This is a genomic window from Methylovirgula sp. 4M-Z18, assembly GCF_037890675.1.
Classification (GTDB): domain Bacteria; phylum Pseudomonadota; class Alphaproteobacteria; order Rhizobiales; family Beijerinckiaceae; genus 4M-Z18.
Genome location: NZ_CP149574.1, coordinates 985,596 through 1,000,503, shown reverse-complemented (window position 1 = coordinate 1,000,503; position 14,908 = coordinate 985,596). Strand labels below are relative to the sequence as shown.

The 14,908-nt window shown below is 62.2% G+C and carries 12 protein-coding genes; 7 read left to right on the top strand and 5 right to left on the bottom strand.

All coding sequences use genetic code 11. The features are described from left to right. Positions 1-68: 68 nt before the first annotated feature. The 4 genes from V9T28_RS04560 to V9T28_RS04545 all read left to right on the top strand — a co-directional run bounded on the left by V9T28_RS04560 (position 69) and on the right by V9T28_RS04545 (position 4,583). Entirely contained in the window at positions 69-1,604 is a 1,536-nt protein-coding gene (locus V9T28_RS04560; protein WP_116401055.1) for a sugar ABC transporter ATP-binding protein, read from the top strand. Then, positions 1,597-2,601 (top strand): ABC transporter permease, encoded by a 1,005-nt coding sequence (locus V9T28_RS04555; protein ID WP_116401054.1) that lies wholly within the window; start codon positions 1,597-1,599, stop codon positions 2,599-2,601. Before V9T28_RS04560 ends, V9T28_RS04555 begins: the two co-directional genes overlap by 8 nt. After that, the gene (locus tag V9T28_RS04550; protein WP_116401053.1) at positions 2,598-3,614 is read left to right on the top strand and encodes an ABC transporter permease; all 1,017 of its coding nucleotides are present in this window, start codon (positions 2,598-2,600) and stop codon (positions 3,612-3,614) included. Before V9T28_RS04555 ends, V9T28_RS04550 begins: the two co-directional genes overlap by 4 nt. 66 nt (positions 3,615-3,680) lie before the next feature. Beyond that, positions 3,681-4,583 (top strand): sugar phosphate isomerase/epimerase family protein, encoded by a 903-nt coding sequence (locus V9T28_RS04545; protein WP_116401052.1) that lies wholly within the window; start codon positions 3,681-3,683, stop codon positions 4,581-4,583. A 376-nt stretch (positions 4,584-4,959) separates the two neighbouring features. Here the strand turns inward: V9T28_RS04545 and V9T28_RS04540 are convergent, their stop codons facing one another. From V9T28_RS04540 to V9T28_RS04520, 5 genes are all read right to left on the bottom strand, one after another. Next, entirely contained in the window at positions 4,960-6,063 is a 1,104-nt protein-coding gene (locus V9T28_RS04540; protein ID WP_116401051.1) for an autoinducer 2 ABC transporter substrate-binding protein, read from the bottom strand. A 52-nt stretch (positions 6,064-6,115) separates the two neighbouring features. Further along, positions 6,116-7,084 (bottom strand): ABC transporter permease, encoded by a 969-nt coding sequence (locus V9T28_RS04535; protein ID WP_116401050.1) that lies wholly within the window; start codon positions 7,082-7,084, stop codon positions 6,116-6,118. Positions 7,085-7,093: 9 nt separating this feature from the next. Next, a complete protein-coding gene (locus V9T28_RS04530; protein WP_116401049.1) occupies positions 7,094-8,086 on the bottom strand; it encodes an ABC transporter permease in 993 nt (330 codons plus the stop codon). Beyond that, the gene (locus tag V9T28_RS04525) at positions 8,086-9,594 is read right to left on the bottom strand and encodes a sugar ABC transporter ATP-binding protein (protein WP_116401048.1); all 1,509 of its coding nucleotides are present in this window, start codon (positions 9,592-9,594) and stop codon (positions 8,086-8,088) included. Before V9T28_RS04525 ends, V9T28_RS04530 begins: the two co-directional genes overlap by 1 nt. Before the next feature lie 353 nt (positions 9,595-9,947). Continuing rightward, positions 9,948-10,718, bottom strand: coding sequence for a DeoR/GlpR family DNA-binding transcription regulator (locus V9T28_RS04520; RefSeq protein WP_116401047.1), 771 nt, complete (start codon positions 10,716-10,718; stop codon positions 9,948-9,950). Positions 10,719-11,160: 442 nt separating this feature from the next. Between V9T28_RS04520 and V9T28_RS04515 the strand changes: the two genes are divergently transcribed. Genes V9T28_RS04515 through V9T28_RS04505 form a run of 3 tightly spaced genes read left to right on the top strand, consistent with a single transcriptional unit; the run spans position 11,161 to position 14,908 of the window. Beyond that, positions 11,161-12,582: an FGGY-family carbohydrate kinase gene (locus V9T28_RS04515; RefSeq protein WP_116401046.1), complete on the top strand. Its 1,422-nt coding sequence runs from the start codon at positions 11,161-11,163 to the stop codon at positions 12,580-12,582. Beyond that, positions 12,579-13,649 (top strand): class II aldolase/adducin family protein, encoded by a 1,071-nt coding sequence (locus V9T28_RS04510; RefSeq protein WP_116401045.1) that lies wholly within the window; start codon positions 12,579-12,581, stop codon positions 13,647-13,649. Before V9T28_RS04515 ends, V9T28_RS04510 begins: the two co-directional genes overlap by 4 nt. Further along, positions 13,646-14,908 (top strand): FGGY-family carbohydrate kinase, encoded by a 1,263-nt coding sequence (locus tag V9T28_RS04505; protein WP_116401044.1) that lies wholly within the window; start codon positions 13,646-13,648, stop codon positions 14,906-14,908. The genes V9T28_RS04510 and V9T28_RS04505 overlap by 4 nt, the downstream gene beginning before the upstream one ends.

Here is a 14,908-nt window from a genome sequence, read left to right as displayed (position 1 = left end):
CAAAAAACAATCCGGCGCTGCGCGCGCCGGATTGAACAAATTCGCCGCGAGAGACGAAGGAAACAACAATGGCCCAAGGAAATTCCGCAGCGGCGAGCGCCGCTCAGACGTCAACTTCGCCTCCTCTCCTCCATGTCGAACATGTCTCCAAAAGATTTGGCGGCGTCAAAGCGCTCAATGATGTCCGGTTCGATATTTTCCCCGGCGAGGTCATGTGCCTCGCCGGCGAGAACGGATGCGGCAAGAGCACGCTGATCAAGATCATCACTGGCGTGGTGCAACCGGATGCAGGCTCGACCATCCGCTTCAAAGAACACACTCTAGAGAAGCTCAGCCCTGCGATCGCGCGCGGCCTGGGGATCCAGGTGATCTGGCAGGATCTCGCGCTATTTCCCGAGATGACGGTGGCGGAAAACATTGGCTTCGAACGCAATCTCGGCTCCAAACCAAGATTGGCCGATTTTCGCCGCATGCACGAAGATGCCGCAAAGATCCTGCGCCGCCTTGGCGTCTCCCTCGACCTGAACGCCTTCCTGCGCGACCTGCCCATCGCCCAACGGCAGATCGTCGCGATTGCCCGGGCCCTCGTCACCGAGGCGAGGCTGATCTTCATGGACGAACCCACCGCCTCACTCAGCCAAGCGGAAACCGATGCGCTCCTCGCCATCGTGCGGCGGCTGTCGAGCGAAGGAATCTCCGTGGTCCTGGTCAGCCATCGCTTAGCGGAAGTTCTGGACGTGTGCACCCGCGTCACGGCTTTGCGGGACGGCACTTATGTCGGCACGTTCCCGACCGCGGGCATGACGCAGACCCGTCTTACCGAACTCATGACGGGCAAAACATTCGACTATTCGGTCAGCACCCGCGATCTCTCGGGCCGTCCCATCGTTCTCGATGTCGATAAGCTCTCGCGCGCCGGCGAATATGAAGACATCTCCTTTGCCATCCATGCCGGCGAAATCGTCGGCTTGACGGGCCTTCTCGGCGCGGGCCGCACGGAATTGGCGCTGACCCTCTTCGGCATGACCAAGCCGTCGCGCGGCGACGTCCGGCTGAACGGCCGTTCCGCCGACTTTGCGACCAACCGCGATGCGATCAAGGCCGGCGTCGCTTACGTGTCCGAGGACCGGTTGCAGCTGGGCCTCATCCAACAGCAGTCGATCGAAGACAACACGGCGATCACGGTGCTCAATCAGCTCCTCAGCCCAAAGCCCCTGCTCTCATTTCGGAAACGGGATACGCTGGTGCGAAAATGGGTCAAGGATCTGGGCATCAAAATCGGACTGCCGGAAAACGCCATTTCGACCCTGTCGGGCGGCAACCAGCAGAAGGTCGTGCTGGCCAAATGGCTCTCGACCAATCCGCGACTGCTCATTCTCGATTCCCCAACCGTCGGTGTCGATGTCGGCGCGCGTGCCGGAATTTTCACTATCGTGCGCCGGCTTGCCGACGAGGGCATGGCGATACTCCTGATCTCGGACGAAATTCCAGAAGTCTACTTCAATGCCGATCGCATCCTGCACATGCGCGATGGACGGATCGTCGGCGAATATCGGCCCAGCGCGGTCGCCATCGACACCATCGAGGAGGCCGTCCATGCGTAACATGCACGTCGGCTCGACGGAACGATGGCTCTTGTTGGTGATCCTGGTCTTGGGCGCGGGACTTAGCGTTCTGACGTCAACATTTTTCACGGCGTCCAACCTCTTCGATCTTCTCAACGCAAGTTCGGTCGACATCATCTTCGGTGTCGGACTGCTCGTCGTTCTCATCGCCGGCGGTATCGACATCTCCTTCGCCGTCGCGGCATCCGTGGTGCAATATCTCACGGTGCTCGCGCTGCAGGCGGCAGGCGGCGGAAATTGGGCGCTCGGCCTTTTGTTCGCCGCCACGTTCGGAACCTTGCTCGGCTTCTTCAACGCCTTCTGGATCTACCAGTTCAGGATCGTATCGATCGTCGTGACAATCGCGACCTACAATCTGTTCTTCGGTTTCCTGATGTTCTTTTCCGGCGGCGTGTCGCTGTACGACCTGCCTGACTGGCTGACCACGCGGGTCACGGTTGTCAGCATCGCAACTGGCAACGGTCCGGCCGAGATCACGATTCTCGTCGTCGCCATGATCGTCTGCGTTGCCGCGACATGGTTCCTGCTGGCGCGCAGCACCATCGGGCGCCAGCTCTATGCGATGGGCGACAATGTGGAGGGCGCTCGGCGGCTCGGCATCAGCATCGGCGGCATGCACTATCTCGCCTTCGGGTGGCTCGGCCTGATGGCCGGTATCGCCGGCCTGATGCAGGCGCATTACGCACAGGAAGTCGTGCCCAATGCGCTCTATGGCCGCGAACTCAACGTGCTGGCCGCAGTAGTCCTTGGCGGCGCACGGCTCGGCGGCGGCCGCGGATCGATCCTGGGCGTGATCCTCGGCATCATCCTCGTGGCCGTCACGCAGAACGGCCTCAACCTTCTCGGCATCTCGCCTTACGCATTCAAGATGATCGTCGGCGCAATCATTCTCGTCGCCATTACTTTGTCGAGCCAGGGCGTGGGGCAGTTGCTCTCGGCATGGCGGCGGCCCAAGCAACGGAGGGTGGTACAATGACGACGAGAACCTTTAGCACCAGCGATCGGATCGGGTTGAGCAAGCTGATCGATCGGGAAGTCGTGACGCTGCTCGCCCTGCTCGCGCTGGTTTGCGCGGTCTTCGGCGCGACGGCCGACAATTTCCTGAGCCCGACGACATTCGCGTCGATCGCGTTCCAATTGCCGGAGCTCGGGCTGTTGACGCTGGCCATGGTGATGCCGATCATTTCTGGCGGCTTCAATCTGGCGATCACCTTCACGGCCAATCTGTCGGGTCTCGCCATGGCGGCGATCCTGCACCAATACGGCGGCACGGATGCGGGCGCGATGACGATCCTGCTCGCCATGCTCGCCGCCCTCGCCACCGGCGCGCTGGTCGGCTGGCTCATGGGCACGATCATCGCGACCACCGGCGCGCATCCCATCCTCGTATCGCTCTCCATGATGATCTTCGTGCGTGGCCTAGGCGAATTCTTGACCCGCGGGGGCGACATTTCCGGGACGCCCGACGCGGTGCAGGCGATCGGCCAGGGCATGCTCTTCGGGATTCCCACGCCGCTTATCATTTTCGCAGGCGCGGTTCTCGTCTGGCATGTGGTGATGTCGCGCACGCGCCTTGGGTTTGCCACGCGCATGGTCGGATCGAACCTCGAGGCGACACGCTATTCCGGCGTGCCGACCCGACGCACGCTGACCCTCATCTATACGATGTCGGGTGTCATGTGCGGTCTTGCCGGAATCGTCATGCTAGCCCGTTTCAACTCGGTGCGCGTCGGCCACGGCGAAGCCTATATGCTGATCACGGTTCTCGCCTGTTTCCTCGGCGGCATCGATCCGTTCGGCGGATTTGGCCGCGTCCTCCCGGTCGCCATCGCCTTGGTCATTTTGCAGGTGATCGCGTCTGGCCTGAATCTGCTTGGCGCCAATCAGCATCTGGCGACCGCGCTGTGGGGCGCGTTCCTGTTGCTGATCATGCTGGTTCGTGCGTTGTGGGCGCAAGGCTATCTGCAATCGATCTTACGCCGCCGATGAATGCAACAAGCGCCCTGGCCCAGCACAAGCCGGTCGGGGCACACCTCTTTCACTAGGAGAAGCAGAATGAACAAGTTTGGCGTGCATGCATTTGTCTGGACGAAGGACTGGACCAAGGAAAGCTGCGTCCGAGCCATTACGAATACGGCCGAAATCGGATATGACCTCATCGAGCTTTCGACTCTCGACCCCAAATCGATCGATGTCGATTTCACGCGCCGCCAGTTGGAGAGCGCCGGCATCGGCTGCACCGCATCGCTGGGACTGGAGGCCGACGAGGACATTTCGAGCAACGATCGCGAAAAGGAACGGCGCGGCCAGGCGAAACTCGAACAGGCCCTTGCCATGGCGCGCGACCTCGGCGCGACCCATGTCTGCGGCATCCTCGAATCGGCCTTTCAAAAATACACGGTGCCGCCCACGGCGGAGGGCGTGAAACGATCGGTCGAGATCCTGCACGGCGCTGCGGAGATTGCAGCCAAGAGCAACATCACGATCGGGCTCGAAGTGGTCAACCGCTACGAGTCGAACGTGCTCAACACTGCGTCGCAAGCGGTCGAGATGTGCAAGCGGATCGGCGCTCCCAACGTGAAGGTGCATCTCGATGTCTATCACATGAACATCGAAGAATCCGACATCCAGCAGGCGATCATCGAAACGGGAGATTATCTCGGCTATTTCCACACCGGCGATTCGCACCGCGGCTATATGGGATCGGGCTCCATCGATCTTGCCGGCGTGTTCCGTGCGGTGGTGAAGGCAGGCTATCAGGGGCCGATCACGTTCGAATCCTTTTCCTCGCGCGTCGTCGGACAGCCGCTGGAAGGCATTTTGGGAATTTGGCGGAATCTATGGGAAGATAGCCGCGATCTTGCCGAGCACGCGCTGATGTACACGCGAGCGCAGCTCAAGGCGGCACAAGAAGCGCACAAGCAGGCCGAACGCAGCCGGTTGCCCTGGCCAAAGTAGAGGTTGGACCGACGGCCCCTGCCTCGGACTCATGTGACACCAGCGCCTGTCATCCCGGGCTCGCCCCGGGATCCAGGGCCACAGGTGAGCGATTGCGAGATAGGTTTGCGGCGCAGCGCCAATGACGAATCCGTCGCTGCCGGACTCTGGATCCCGGGGCAAGCCCGGGATGACATTGTGGCCTTCTTATAGGTCAAAGCTTACGGCCACTGATATCCGAGCAAACCCGTGCCGGTATGTCGTGCGGCACGGGTTTGGTAGACGCAAAAATCGTCCTTGGAGCATCTTACGATTCTGTAAGAACGCAAGATGCTCTACTTTTCGCTTTGTCGCATTTTCTTAATCGAAAAGTCGAACAACTTTTCTGGAAAATGCTTTAGAAGTCGAACTTGCCGATATTGTCCTTCGTGAAGACGAAGGGCGCGCCAAGCAGAATTTCTGAGCCATTGATGACATTGAGTTCGCCGAGCTTGCCGGCTTTGACTTTGGTATCGCCGGGCTTCAACGTGCCGTCGGCCGTGGCGCGCAGAACATACATGGCGGCATAGCCGAGATCGACCGGATTCCACAGCACAACCGACTTCACGCAATCCTTGGCGACATAGGGCTTCATGGCATTGGGCGTAGCGAGCCCGACCACGGCCACTTTGCCGCATTGTCCGGCCTGCGTCACCGCCTCGGCGGACGCGGGCGTCGCAACGCTGGTCATGCCGAAGATGCCCTTGAGATCCGACCCGTATTTGTTGATCAACGTGGTCGCCTGCGAGAAGGAGAGCGCATTGTCCTCCTGCGCTTCTACCGTCTCCAGCAATTTCAGCTTGGGGTGGCACTTGGCGGCGTAAGCGGCCATTTCCGAGATCCAGCGGGCTTGGTTCGGCGTGGTGAAGGTCGAGGTGACGATCGCGACGCCCGCATCCTCGCCCGTTTCCTTCGCCATATTGTCGACGAGAGCCTTGGCGATGCCATTGAACTCGGCCTGGTTGACGAACCATTGCCGCGCATCCGGCGTCGAATTCGCATCATAGCCGACCACGTTGATTCCCTTCGACAGAGCCTTCTTCAGCACCGGCGCAATCGCGACCGGGTCGTTGGCGGCAAAGAGAATGCCGTCGACGCCGGAGGTGATGTAATTGTCGATGAAAGTGATCTGCTCGTCGATATTGGCCTTGGTCGGCCCGTCGGTCTTGGCATCGACATTGCCGAGTTCCTTGGCTGCGTCGGCGATGCCCTTGGAGGTGGCGTTGAAATAACCGATACCAATGAGTTTGGGCACATCGACCACTTTGATCGGCTTGCCCTTGCGATCGGGCGCACCGGTGACGGTGCCGCCGTTATAGGGCTGGGCCGCAGCGGTGGCCGGCGTCGCATCGCAGGCCAGCGGATTGGTCGGCAGATCGTCGCCGCCCGTCCAAGTCGAAGCGGCATGCGCCAGGCCCACCACGGACATACTTAACGCGAGCGCCAGGGATATACGGATCATGGTTTACCTCCACTATTCGCCGGCTTTCGTACCGGCTGCCGAAAAACCTTCGTCACGCCTGCTGTCTGCGCGCAGCTAGACCGCTCAGCATAGGAACCAGATTGCTCAAGAGCACAGTCAGGATCAGGGCCGCGCCGATCAGGATGATGGTGCTGTCCCCCTTGTACCCTTTCAGCAGCAAGCCGTTCTTCAGCGCCTGCATCAGGGCGAGACCGAGCGCCGTCCCCATGATCGTGCCGCGGCCGCCGAAAATGCTCGTACCGCCGAGCACCACGGCCGTGATCGCATCGAGTTCCCAGCCCGATCCCATATCCGAGCGCGTCGTCGTCACCCGAGACACGAAGATCACCGCCGCCAGCGCGGCGCACAGGCCCGAGGCGCTATAGATCAGGATTTTGGTGCGATCGACGGCGATGCCGGAAAAGCGCGCGGCAATCTCGTTCGAACCAATTGCATACGTGGACCGGCCGAAAACGCTCAAGCCCAGGATACAAGCCGCTAGAATAGCAGCCGCGATCAACAGCCAGACCTGCACGGGAATGCCCATCATCTGGCCCTGGCCGAACACCAGGAACCAATCGGGATAGCCGCGCACGGAGCGCGCCTGGCTGATGCCTTCGGCAAGGCCGCGATAAAGCGCCAATGTCGCCAGCGTCGCGATCAACGGTGGCACTTTGAATCGGGTGATGATGAGGCCATTCACGAGGCCGCAAAGCGTACCGATGGCAAGCGCCAGCACGATGGCGAGCGGCAGCGGCAGGCCGACATTCTGCCAAAGCACCCCGAGCAGAATAGCGACGACGCCGACGATAGAGCCAACGGAAAGATCGATACCGCCGGTGACGATCACGAAGGTCATGGCCAGCGCGATCAGACCGACTTCCGTCATCAGCCGGGCCTGGTTGAGAATGTTGTCGAGCGTGAGGAATCTGTCCGAGGCCGAGGACAAGAAGGCGAGTCCCGCCGCGAGCAGCAAAGCGAGAACCGTTTCGTGGCGAAGGAGCAAGGCGCGCCAGTTCATATCGCCTCCTCAAATCATACGGTGGCGGCGGATCATATCCGCCAGCACGGTAATGAGGATGAGAATGCCGACGATGGCCTGTTTCCAAAACACGAGCACGTTCGAATAGGGCATGAAGGTCAGCGCCGAGGTGATGGTCGCGAACAACATGGCCGCGATGGTCGAGCCAAGCACCGTGCCGGTGCCGCCCAGGATCGAGACGCCGCCGATCACCGCCGCGGTGATCACGGTAAGTTCGAGGCCCGGCGGCACCGTCGACTGGATCACTTGCAGTTGTGTGGCAAAAAGCAGCGCGGCGAGGCCGGCGAAGAAGCCGTGGATGGCGAAGACGATGACGGTGACGGGCTTGGCCGCGATGCCGGCGGCACGCGCCGCTTCCGCATTGCCGCCGACGGCATAGATCGAGCGGCCGAAGGCGAAATAGCGCATCCAGAAGGCCACCAGAATCGTGAGCCCCACCATGATCACGATCGGCGAGCGCAGGCCGAACCAGTAGTGCTGCGCGAGGAGGAAATCCGCCGGCAAGTTCGTGATCCAATTGCCGTTGGTGGCAAGAATGAGAGCGCCCTTGAGGATCGAGAGCATGCCGAGCGTGACGACGATCGAGGGAATATTGGCATAGGCGACAAGCAGGCCGGTGAAGCTGTTGATAAGAATGCCCACGAGTACGGGCACCGACCACGCGATCCAAACCGGATAGCCTTTCGTCGCCAGCGTGCCGGCGATGGTGGCGAGCACGCCGATCAGCGAGCCGACGGACACGTCGATATGGCCAGAGATGATCACCATCGCCATGCCGATGGCGGCAACGGCAATATAGGCGTTGCCGGCGAAGATCGCGTTGAGGTTGCTGGGGGAGAGAAAGCGCGGATTATAAAGACCAACCAAGACGAAGAGCAGGATCAAGGCGCCGAGCACCACGAGTTCCTGGCCAAGTCCGCCGGCGAGACGCGAGAGCGGGCTGCGCAACGCGCTGCTGCGAAGAGACGCGCTGTCCGTCATCAGGCGGCTCCCTTCAGCGGCTGCGATCCCGTCATCGCAGCGCCAACCGCATCGGGCGTCGCCTGCGCGCGGTCGAACGCGGCGACGATGCGCCCGGAATTGATGACGAGAACGCGGTCGCTCATGCCGAGCACCTCTGGCAGCTCGCTCGAAATCATCAGGATGGCGACGCCTTGCTGCGCCAGCCGCCCCATCAGCGCATAAATTTCGGCCTTGGCGCCGACGTCGATGCCACGTGTCGGCTCGTCCAGGATGAGGATGCGCGGATTGGCCTCCAGCCACTTGGCGAGCACCACCTTCTGCTGGTTGCCGCCAGACAATTGGCCGACGATTTGCTCCGGGCCGCGCGCGCGGATCCCTAAGCGCTTGATCGCTTCGACAGAGCGGCGGAACTCGTCGCCAAAGCGGATGGCAAAGCCGTTCGACATCTGGTCGAGCACCGCCATCGAGACATTCTCCCGGATGGTCATCGGCCGCACCAAACCTTGAGAGCCGCGATCCTCCGGCACATAGGCGATGCCAAGATCGCGCGCCGTGCGCGGCCCATCGATCGCAACCTTACGGCCATCGACCAGGATCTCGCCGGTGGTCGCGGGCGTGATCCCGAAGATGGTCAGCGCGAGTTCCGTCCGGCCCGAGCCGATCAGGCCGGCAAGCCCGAGGATCTCGCCGGACCGCAGGGTGAGCGAGATGTTCTGCACCTTCTTGCCGTAGGACACGTCGCGCAGTTCCAGCGCCACATCACCGTGCGGTGCATCGATCTTCGGAAACATCTGCTCGATGGACCGGCCGACCATCATCGAGACCAGCGACGCCTCGGTGACTTCGCTGATGTCGCGCGTGCCGATATAGCTGCCGTCGCGCAGCACCGTGACGCGATCCGCCAGTTCGAAAATCTCGGGCATGCGATGCGACACGTAGATGATCGCGACGCCGCGCTCGCGCAGCTTCTTGACCACGCTTATCAGCCGGCGGACGTCGGCCTCGACGAGCGCCGCCGTCGGCTCGTCCATGATCAGCACCTTGGCCTCCTGGGACAGGGCCTTGGCGATCTCGACGCGCTGGCGGTTGGCGACCGAGAGCGTGCCGACCTTGGCATCGATATCGAGATCATGACTGTCGAGGGAGTCGAGCAATTGGCGCGCCCGCTGGCGCATCGTGTTCCAGTCGAGCCCGCCCCAGCCCTGGCGCGGGGCATTGCCGAGGAAGATGTTCTCGGCCACGGTCAATTCGGGGAAGAGCAGCAATTCCTGGTAGACCGTTGCGACGCCGTGACGGCGGGCCTGGCGCGGGGAATGGAACACGACTTCCTCGCCCGCCACTTCGAGCGTGCCGCTGTTGGGCCTATGCACACCGGCTATCACCTTGATCAATGTGGATTTGCCGGCGCCATTCTCCCCGAGCAGCGCGTGGACTTCGCCCGGCCGCACGTCGAAATTGATATCGCGCAGCACCGTTATGCCGGAAAAGGATTTGGAAATGTCCGTGAGGCGGACGACAGCGCTCATGGCACGTCCCGCCAATCTGGAGCGAAAGCCATATGATGGACGAGCGTCCCGCGCATCCCGGTATCCTCCCAGCATTTTTCATTTTTAAGTCATTTGACGCAACTAAATCACACCCCAGATTTTCGTCAAGCAAATAAAAGCAGATATTGCATCGATTGTATCAAATCTGACCAAATTCCATCATTACATTACAAGGGCGCCAGACGGCATTAATCCTATTTTTTTAAAATTTTCCAATTACTTAATGCAGATTTTCCGCAATAAAACCAGAGATCAACTGATGGAAAAGCGATGCGACCTGAATGCTGAAGTGATCAACTTAGCTCACACACGAGCGCCCCGACAGCCAGCGGTCAATCGGACAATGCCTCAGCGATGCGCACCCTGATCCCCTCATTCTCCAGCATGCGCGCAGCCGCGTCGGTCAAGCCGCTATCGGTGATAATCGTCCCGATCCGCGACAGCGGCAAGGCGACATGCCGCGCGTGAATCGAAAACTTGCGGCTATCCGCCAGGACAATGATCTGGTCGGCATATTGGCTCATTTCCTGGAGCGAGCGCACGAGAAGCGGATGCGACTCGAGTATGCCGTCGGGACCGATGCCTTGCGCGCCGATGAAAAACTTCGACGCAAAGAACGGCGACTGCTGCGGCGAATAGAGGACGCGCGGCTCGCGATGCAGGTCTCCCCCAGCAATCGTGAGGCTGCAGCGGCCATGCTCGCTCATATAGGCGGCCAACGGCATGGAATTGGTGAACAGACGAAAGCTCCGGTCCGCCAACTTGACGCCGAGATGGAAGCAGGTCGATCCGCCATTGATGATGATGGCGTCGCCATCCTGCACCATGGTCGCGGCCATATCGGCGATCCGGCTCTTCGCATCGATGGCGAGGTCGCGATTTTTCTCATAGGGCAGCGCCAGAGCAACCGACTGCAACGGAACCCGCAGCGCCGAAATACCGCCATAGACTTTGCGGGCGACGCCGAGCCGGTCGATATCGTCGATGTCGCGCCGCACGGTCGCAGCCGAAACGCTGAGATGCCCCTGCAATTCGCGGACGGACGCGAAGGGGCGGTCGTGCAGATATTCGATAATTGCCCGTTGTCGTTCCGGATCGCTCAACGGTTCCTCACCACTCGTCTGTTTTGACGAAGTTTATTCAGCTGGAGATGTATTTCAAGCAACAAGTGATGGAATTGCGCATCGCGGCGGCGGTGCCCTTCCCCTGAGAAGCCCAATCGCAAACCGCGCCCCCGATGGTCCTCGCCAAAGCGACGCCCTCGATCGGATACGGATGAAAGGTGTTCGCTGCGCGAATCAATGATTAAGGTAGATCAATATATGATGCAACTACCTCTTATTTGGTTGACATCTAAAGGCATTCGATTAGAATTAATCAGATGAGCTATAAGTAATACGTCGGGGGAAAGGAATTGAGCGATCTTGCTCATAAGTTCCAAATCGCGGCAAGCGATCATTGGGCGCCCGCTCACCCTCCGCGTGAATCTCAGGTATTTGGCTGGCGCGTCGACGTCTCCAACTGGCTCGGAGCGAGGCCGCTTCGATGACCGGGACGACATCGAAACGTCGTCCCGTCGCGGTCTTCGATCTCGGCAAGACCAACAGCAAAATGTTCGTCTTCGCGCCGGACGGTTCGATTCTGGACGAGAGGCGCACCAAGCCGGCCTGGATTTCCTACAAGGGCCGCCAAGTGCTCGACGATCAGAAGCTCTTCACCTGGATGCAACAGGAATTGGCCGCGGCCGTCAGCCGGCACGACGTCGGAAGCGTGATGGTATCGGCCCATGGCTGCACCTTCGCCCTGGTGCGCGGCGAGAGCGAGCTGATGCATCCCGTGCTCGACTACGAACAGGAAATCCCCGATACCATCGCCGCAACTTTCGAAACCGTGGTCCCCGACTATTCCGAGGCCTTCACCCCTCGCCTGCCCTTGGGCCTATGCTACGGGCGCCATGTCTATTGGATGGCGCAAGAGGAGCCGGAGCTCTTTGCCGCAACCGAAGCAATTCTCGGCTACTCGCAATATTGGGTCTGGCGTTTCAGCGGCCGCCGGCTCTCCGAATATTCGTACCTTGGCGTGCATTGCCATTTATGGGCGCCCTTTAAACGCACCTATAGCTCGCTAGTCGACCGGCTCGGATGGCGGGGCAAATTTCCGCAGATCATGCCCTCCGGCGCCATCATCGGCAGCACAAGCCTGGATCTGCCCGACGGCACGCGCCAGACGATCGATGTGCACAATGGTGTTCACGACACCAATGCAGCCTTCTCCTACTACCGCATGACGGGCTTGCAGGATTTCACCCTCGTCTCGACCGGAACCTGGGTCGTCGTCATCAATCCCGATTGCCCATTGAGCGCCTTGGACGCCGAGCGCGACATGCTGTGCAATGTCACGGTGGAAGGTATGGCCGCGCCGTCGCTGCGCTTCATGGGCGGGCGTGAAAACGATCTCATCGGCCGGGGCTGGAGCGAGCAGATCAGCCGGAACGCGGTCGAGGCGGTGATCGCGCGCGGTGTCTTCGCGCTGCCCTCGTGGGAGGCCGGCGGCCCCTTCCCCGAAATCAAGGGCACGATCGTCGGTGGCGAGGTGTCGGGCGAAGAGCGTGCGGCCCTGGCGGCACTCTATGTGACCATGATGACCGATCTCGCGCTCGATCTCATCCATTCCACCAACAAGATCGTGGTCGACGGCGGCCTGACTAAGATCGCGCTGTTCACCACCATGTTGGCGCAACTGCGCCCCAAACAGACGGTGCTGTGCAGCACCGCCAGCGAGGGAACCGCCAAGGGGGCGGCGGCGCTCGCCTTCCACGCCTTAGGCCTGTCACCCTTCAAGGACGAAACGCTGCACGTCGCCGGCAGCACGCTCCAAGGACTGGAAGCCTATCGCGACACATGGCGTGAACTCAGCAACGCGGCACGACGGCAGGCACGAACCGCCTGTTCAGAGGGAACAGAATGACGCAGGCCGACTTCGACGAACTCCAACGGCTGCAGGCACTCTCGGCCAAGCTCGGGGCGGATCCGCTGCGGACGCAAGGCGCGGGCGGCAACACGTCGCTGAAACAGGACGACGTCTTGTGGATCAAGGCCTCCGGAACCTGGCTCGCCCATGCGTTGGAGCGCAACATCATGGTGCCGGTGCATCTGCCGCCGCTGCGCATGGCCTTGGCGATGAACGATCCGCGCAGCGAAACCGCCGTCGCCTTCGTCGACGATGCCCGCAATCCCGACCGCTTGCGGCCATCGATCGAGACGAGCGTGCATGCGCTCATTCCCCATGCGGTCGTGGCGCATTTTCATTGTGTCGAGACGATTGCGCTCGCGGTGCGGAAGGATTGCGAAGCGATCGTCGCGTCCCGGCTCGCGCCGCTGCAGGACGTGGCCTGGACCTATATTCCCTACCGCCGCCCCGGCCTGCCGCTGGCCAAGGCGATCGCCGAGCGCGCCCGGCCGCAGACCAATGTCCTGATCCTCGGCAACCACGGTCTTGTCGTGGCGGGCGCCACCGTCGCCGAAACCGAGGACCGGATCGAAAGAGTCTGCGCGGCGTTGCGGACAGCGCCGCGCCCGGTCCCGCAAGCCGATCTCGCGGCGCTCGAACGGCTCGTGGCGGGAACGGATTATCGCCTGCCGCACGACCCGCGCCTGCACGGCCTGGCACTCGATCCGGTCACGCGCGCCGTCGTGCAGGGCGGCTCGCTCTATCCCGATCACGTGATCTTCCTCGGGCCGGGCGTGGTCGAGGCGCCGGATATCGCCACCGGCGCCGCGATGCGCCAGCCCGGCTGGCGCGACGAGCCGCCCCTGCTCTTGAGTCTGCCCGGGCAAGGCGTGGTCCCTCATCGCACGGCCAAGCCATCGGCGGAGATGATGGCCCTGTGCCTGCTCGACGTGGCTCAGCGCCTGGCACCCGATGCGGAGCTTGTGCGGCTCAGTCCGAGCGACGAATATGCGCTGACTCACTGGGAGGCGGAAAAATACCGGCAAGCCCTCGACACGACGCGAACGACGGATCGGCAGCCGTGACGGCGCATGTGATCGGCCTCGATGTCGGCACATCCGGCGTGCGCGCCGCGGCCCTGACCCGCGACGGCGCCGTCGTCGGCACGGCGGCGACCCGTTTCGCCACCGAAGGCCTCGAACCGACCACACCGGCAAGCTGGTGGCATGCCGCGCAAGCGAGCCTGCGGCGCCTCGCACGGGAGTGTGACCTTTCGGCCGTCCAGGCCTTGGCGATCGACGGCACCTCCGGCACGGTGGTTGCGGTTGATGCGTCCGGCGATCCGGTCGGACCGGCGCGCATGTATTCCGAGCCCTGCGGGAATGCCGACATTCTCGCGCGTATCGCCCGCGAAGCGCCGCCCGACAGCGCGGCCTTGGGCAGTTCCTCGGCCCTCGCTCGCGTGCTGATGATGCAGGACCGGCCGCAAGTGTCGCGCGTCCTGCATCAGGCCGATTGGCTGCTCGGACGCTTGACCGATCGGTACGATTGTTCCGACGAGAACAACGCCTTGAAGACGGGCTACGATCCTGTCGCTCGCTGCTGGCCCGACTGGGTGTCTCGCGCGGGCGCGCACCGCCACAAATTGCCCGATGTGTATGAGCCCGGCGCGCCGGTGGCGCCAATCGGACCCGCGGGCCTGGCGCTGGGCCTGCCGGCAGCTCTGCAGGTCTGCGCCGGCACCACCGACGGTTGCGCCTCCTTCCTGGCGACCGGCGCCGCGGCCATAGGCGACGCGGTGACCGCGCTCGGCTCGACGCTCGTCATCAAGTTGCTCGCCGACAAGCCGATCTCCGCCCCGGCCTATGGCATTTACAGCCACCGGCTCGGCGCGCGTTGGCTCGTCGGCGGCGGCTCCAACACCGGCGGCAAGGTGATCGAGACGCTGTTTCCGCGCGATCGCCTGGCGGACCTGACGGAGCAACTCCGGCCCGAAGCGCCGACCGGCCTGCATTTCTATCCCCTGCTCGCCCCCGGCGAGCGGTTCCCGATCAACGATCCCAATCTCGCGCCCCGCCTCCAGCCACGCCCGGCGGATGAGGCGGCCTTCTTCCAGGCCGTGCTGGAGGGCATCGCCGAAGTCGAAGCGCTTGCCTATCGGCGGCTGCACGAACTCGGCGCGCCGCCGCTCGTCAGCGTGCGCAGTGTCGGCGGCGGGGCCGACAATGCCGCCTGGACAAAGATTCGCGCGAATATGCTCAAGGTTCCCTTCGCCGCCGCCGCCTCGCAAGAGGCCTGCGTCGGCACCGCCCGTCTGGTGCTGGAACGTATGGTAAAGGCCTGA

What these genes read in the sequence shown, in the direction of transcription:
- V9T28_RS04560 (WP_116401055.1), top strand. Translation starts at nt 69, where the DNA reads ATGGCCCAAGGAAATTCCGCAGCGGCGAGCGCCGCTCAGACGTCAACT.
- V9T28_RS04555 (WP_116401054.1), top strand. Translation starts at nt 1,597, where the DNA reads ATGCGTAACATGCACGTCGGCTCGACGGAACGATGGCTCTTGTTGGTG.
- V9T28_RS04550 (WP_116401053.1), top strand. Translation starts at nt 2,598, where the DNA reads ATGACGACGAGAACCTTTAGCACCAGCGATCGGATCGGGTTGAGCAAG.
- V9T28_RS04545 (WP_116401052.1), top strand. Translation starts at nt 3,681, where the DNA reads ATGAACAAGTTTGGCGTGCATGCATTTGTCTGGACGAAGGACTGGACC.
- V9T28_RS04540 (WP_116401051.1), bottom strand. Translation starts at nt 6,063, where the DNA reads ATGATCCGTATATCCCTGGCGCTCGCGTTAAGTATGTCCGTGGTGGGC.
- V9T28_RS04535 (WP_116401050.1), bottom strand. Translation starts at nt 7,084, where the DNA reads ATGAACTGGCGCGCCTTGCTCCTTCGCCACGAAACGGTTCTCGCTTTG.
- V9T28_RS04530 (WP_116401049.1), bottom strand. Translation starts at nt 8,086, where the DNA reads ATGACGGACAGCGCGTCTCTTCGCAGCAGCGCGTTGCGCAGCCCGCTC.
- V9T28_RS04525 (WP_116401048.1), bottom strand. Translation starts at nt 9,594, where the DNA reads ATGAGCGCTGTCGTCCGCCTCACGGACATTTCCAAATCCTTTTCCGGC.
- V9T28_RS04515 (WP_116401046.1), top strand. Translation starts at nt 11,161, where the DNA reads ATGACCGGGACGACATCGAAACGTCGTCCCGTCGCGGTCTTCGATCTC.
- V9T28_RS04510 (WP_116401045.1), top strand. Translation starts at nt 12,579, where the DNA reads ATGACGCAGGCCGACTTCGACGAACTCCAACGGCTGCAGGCACTCTCG.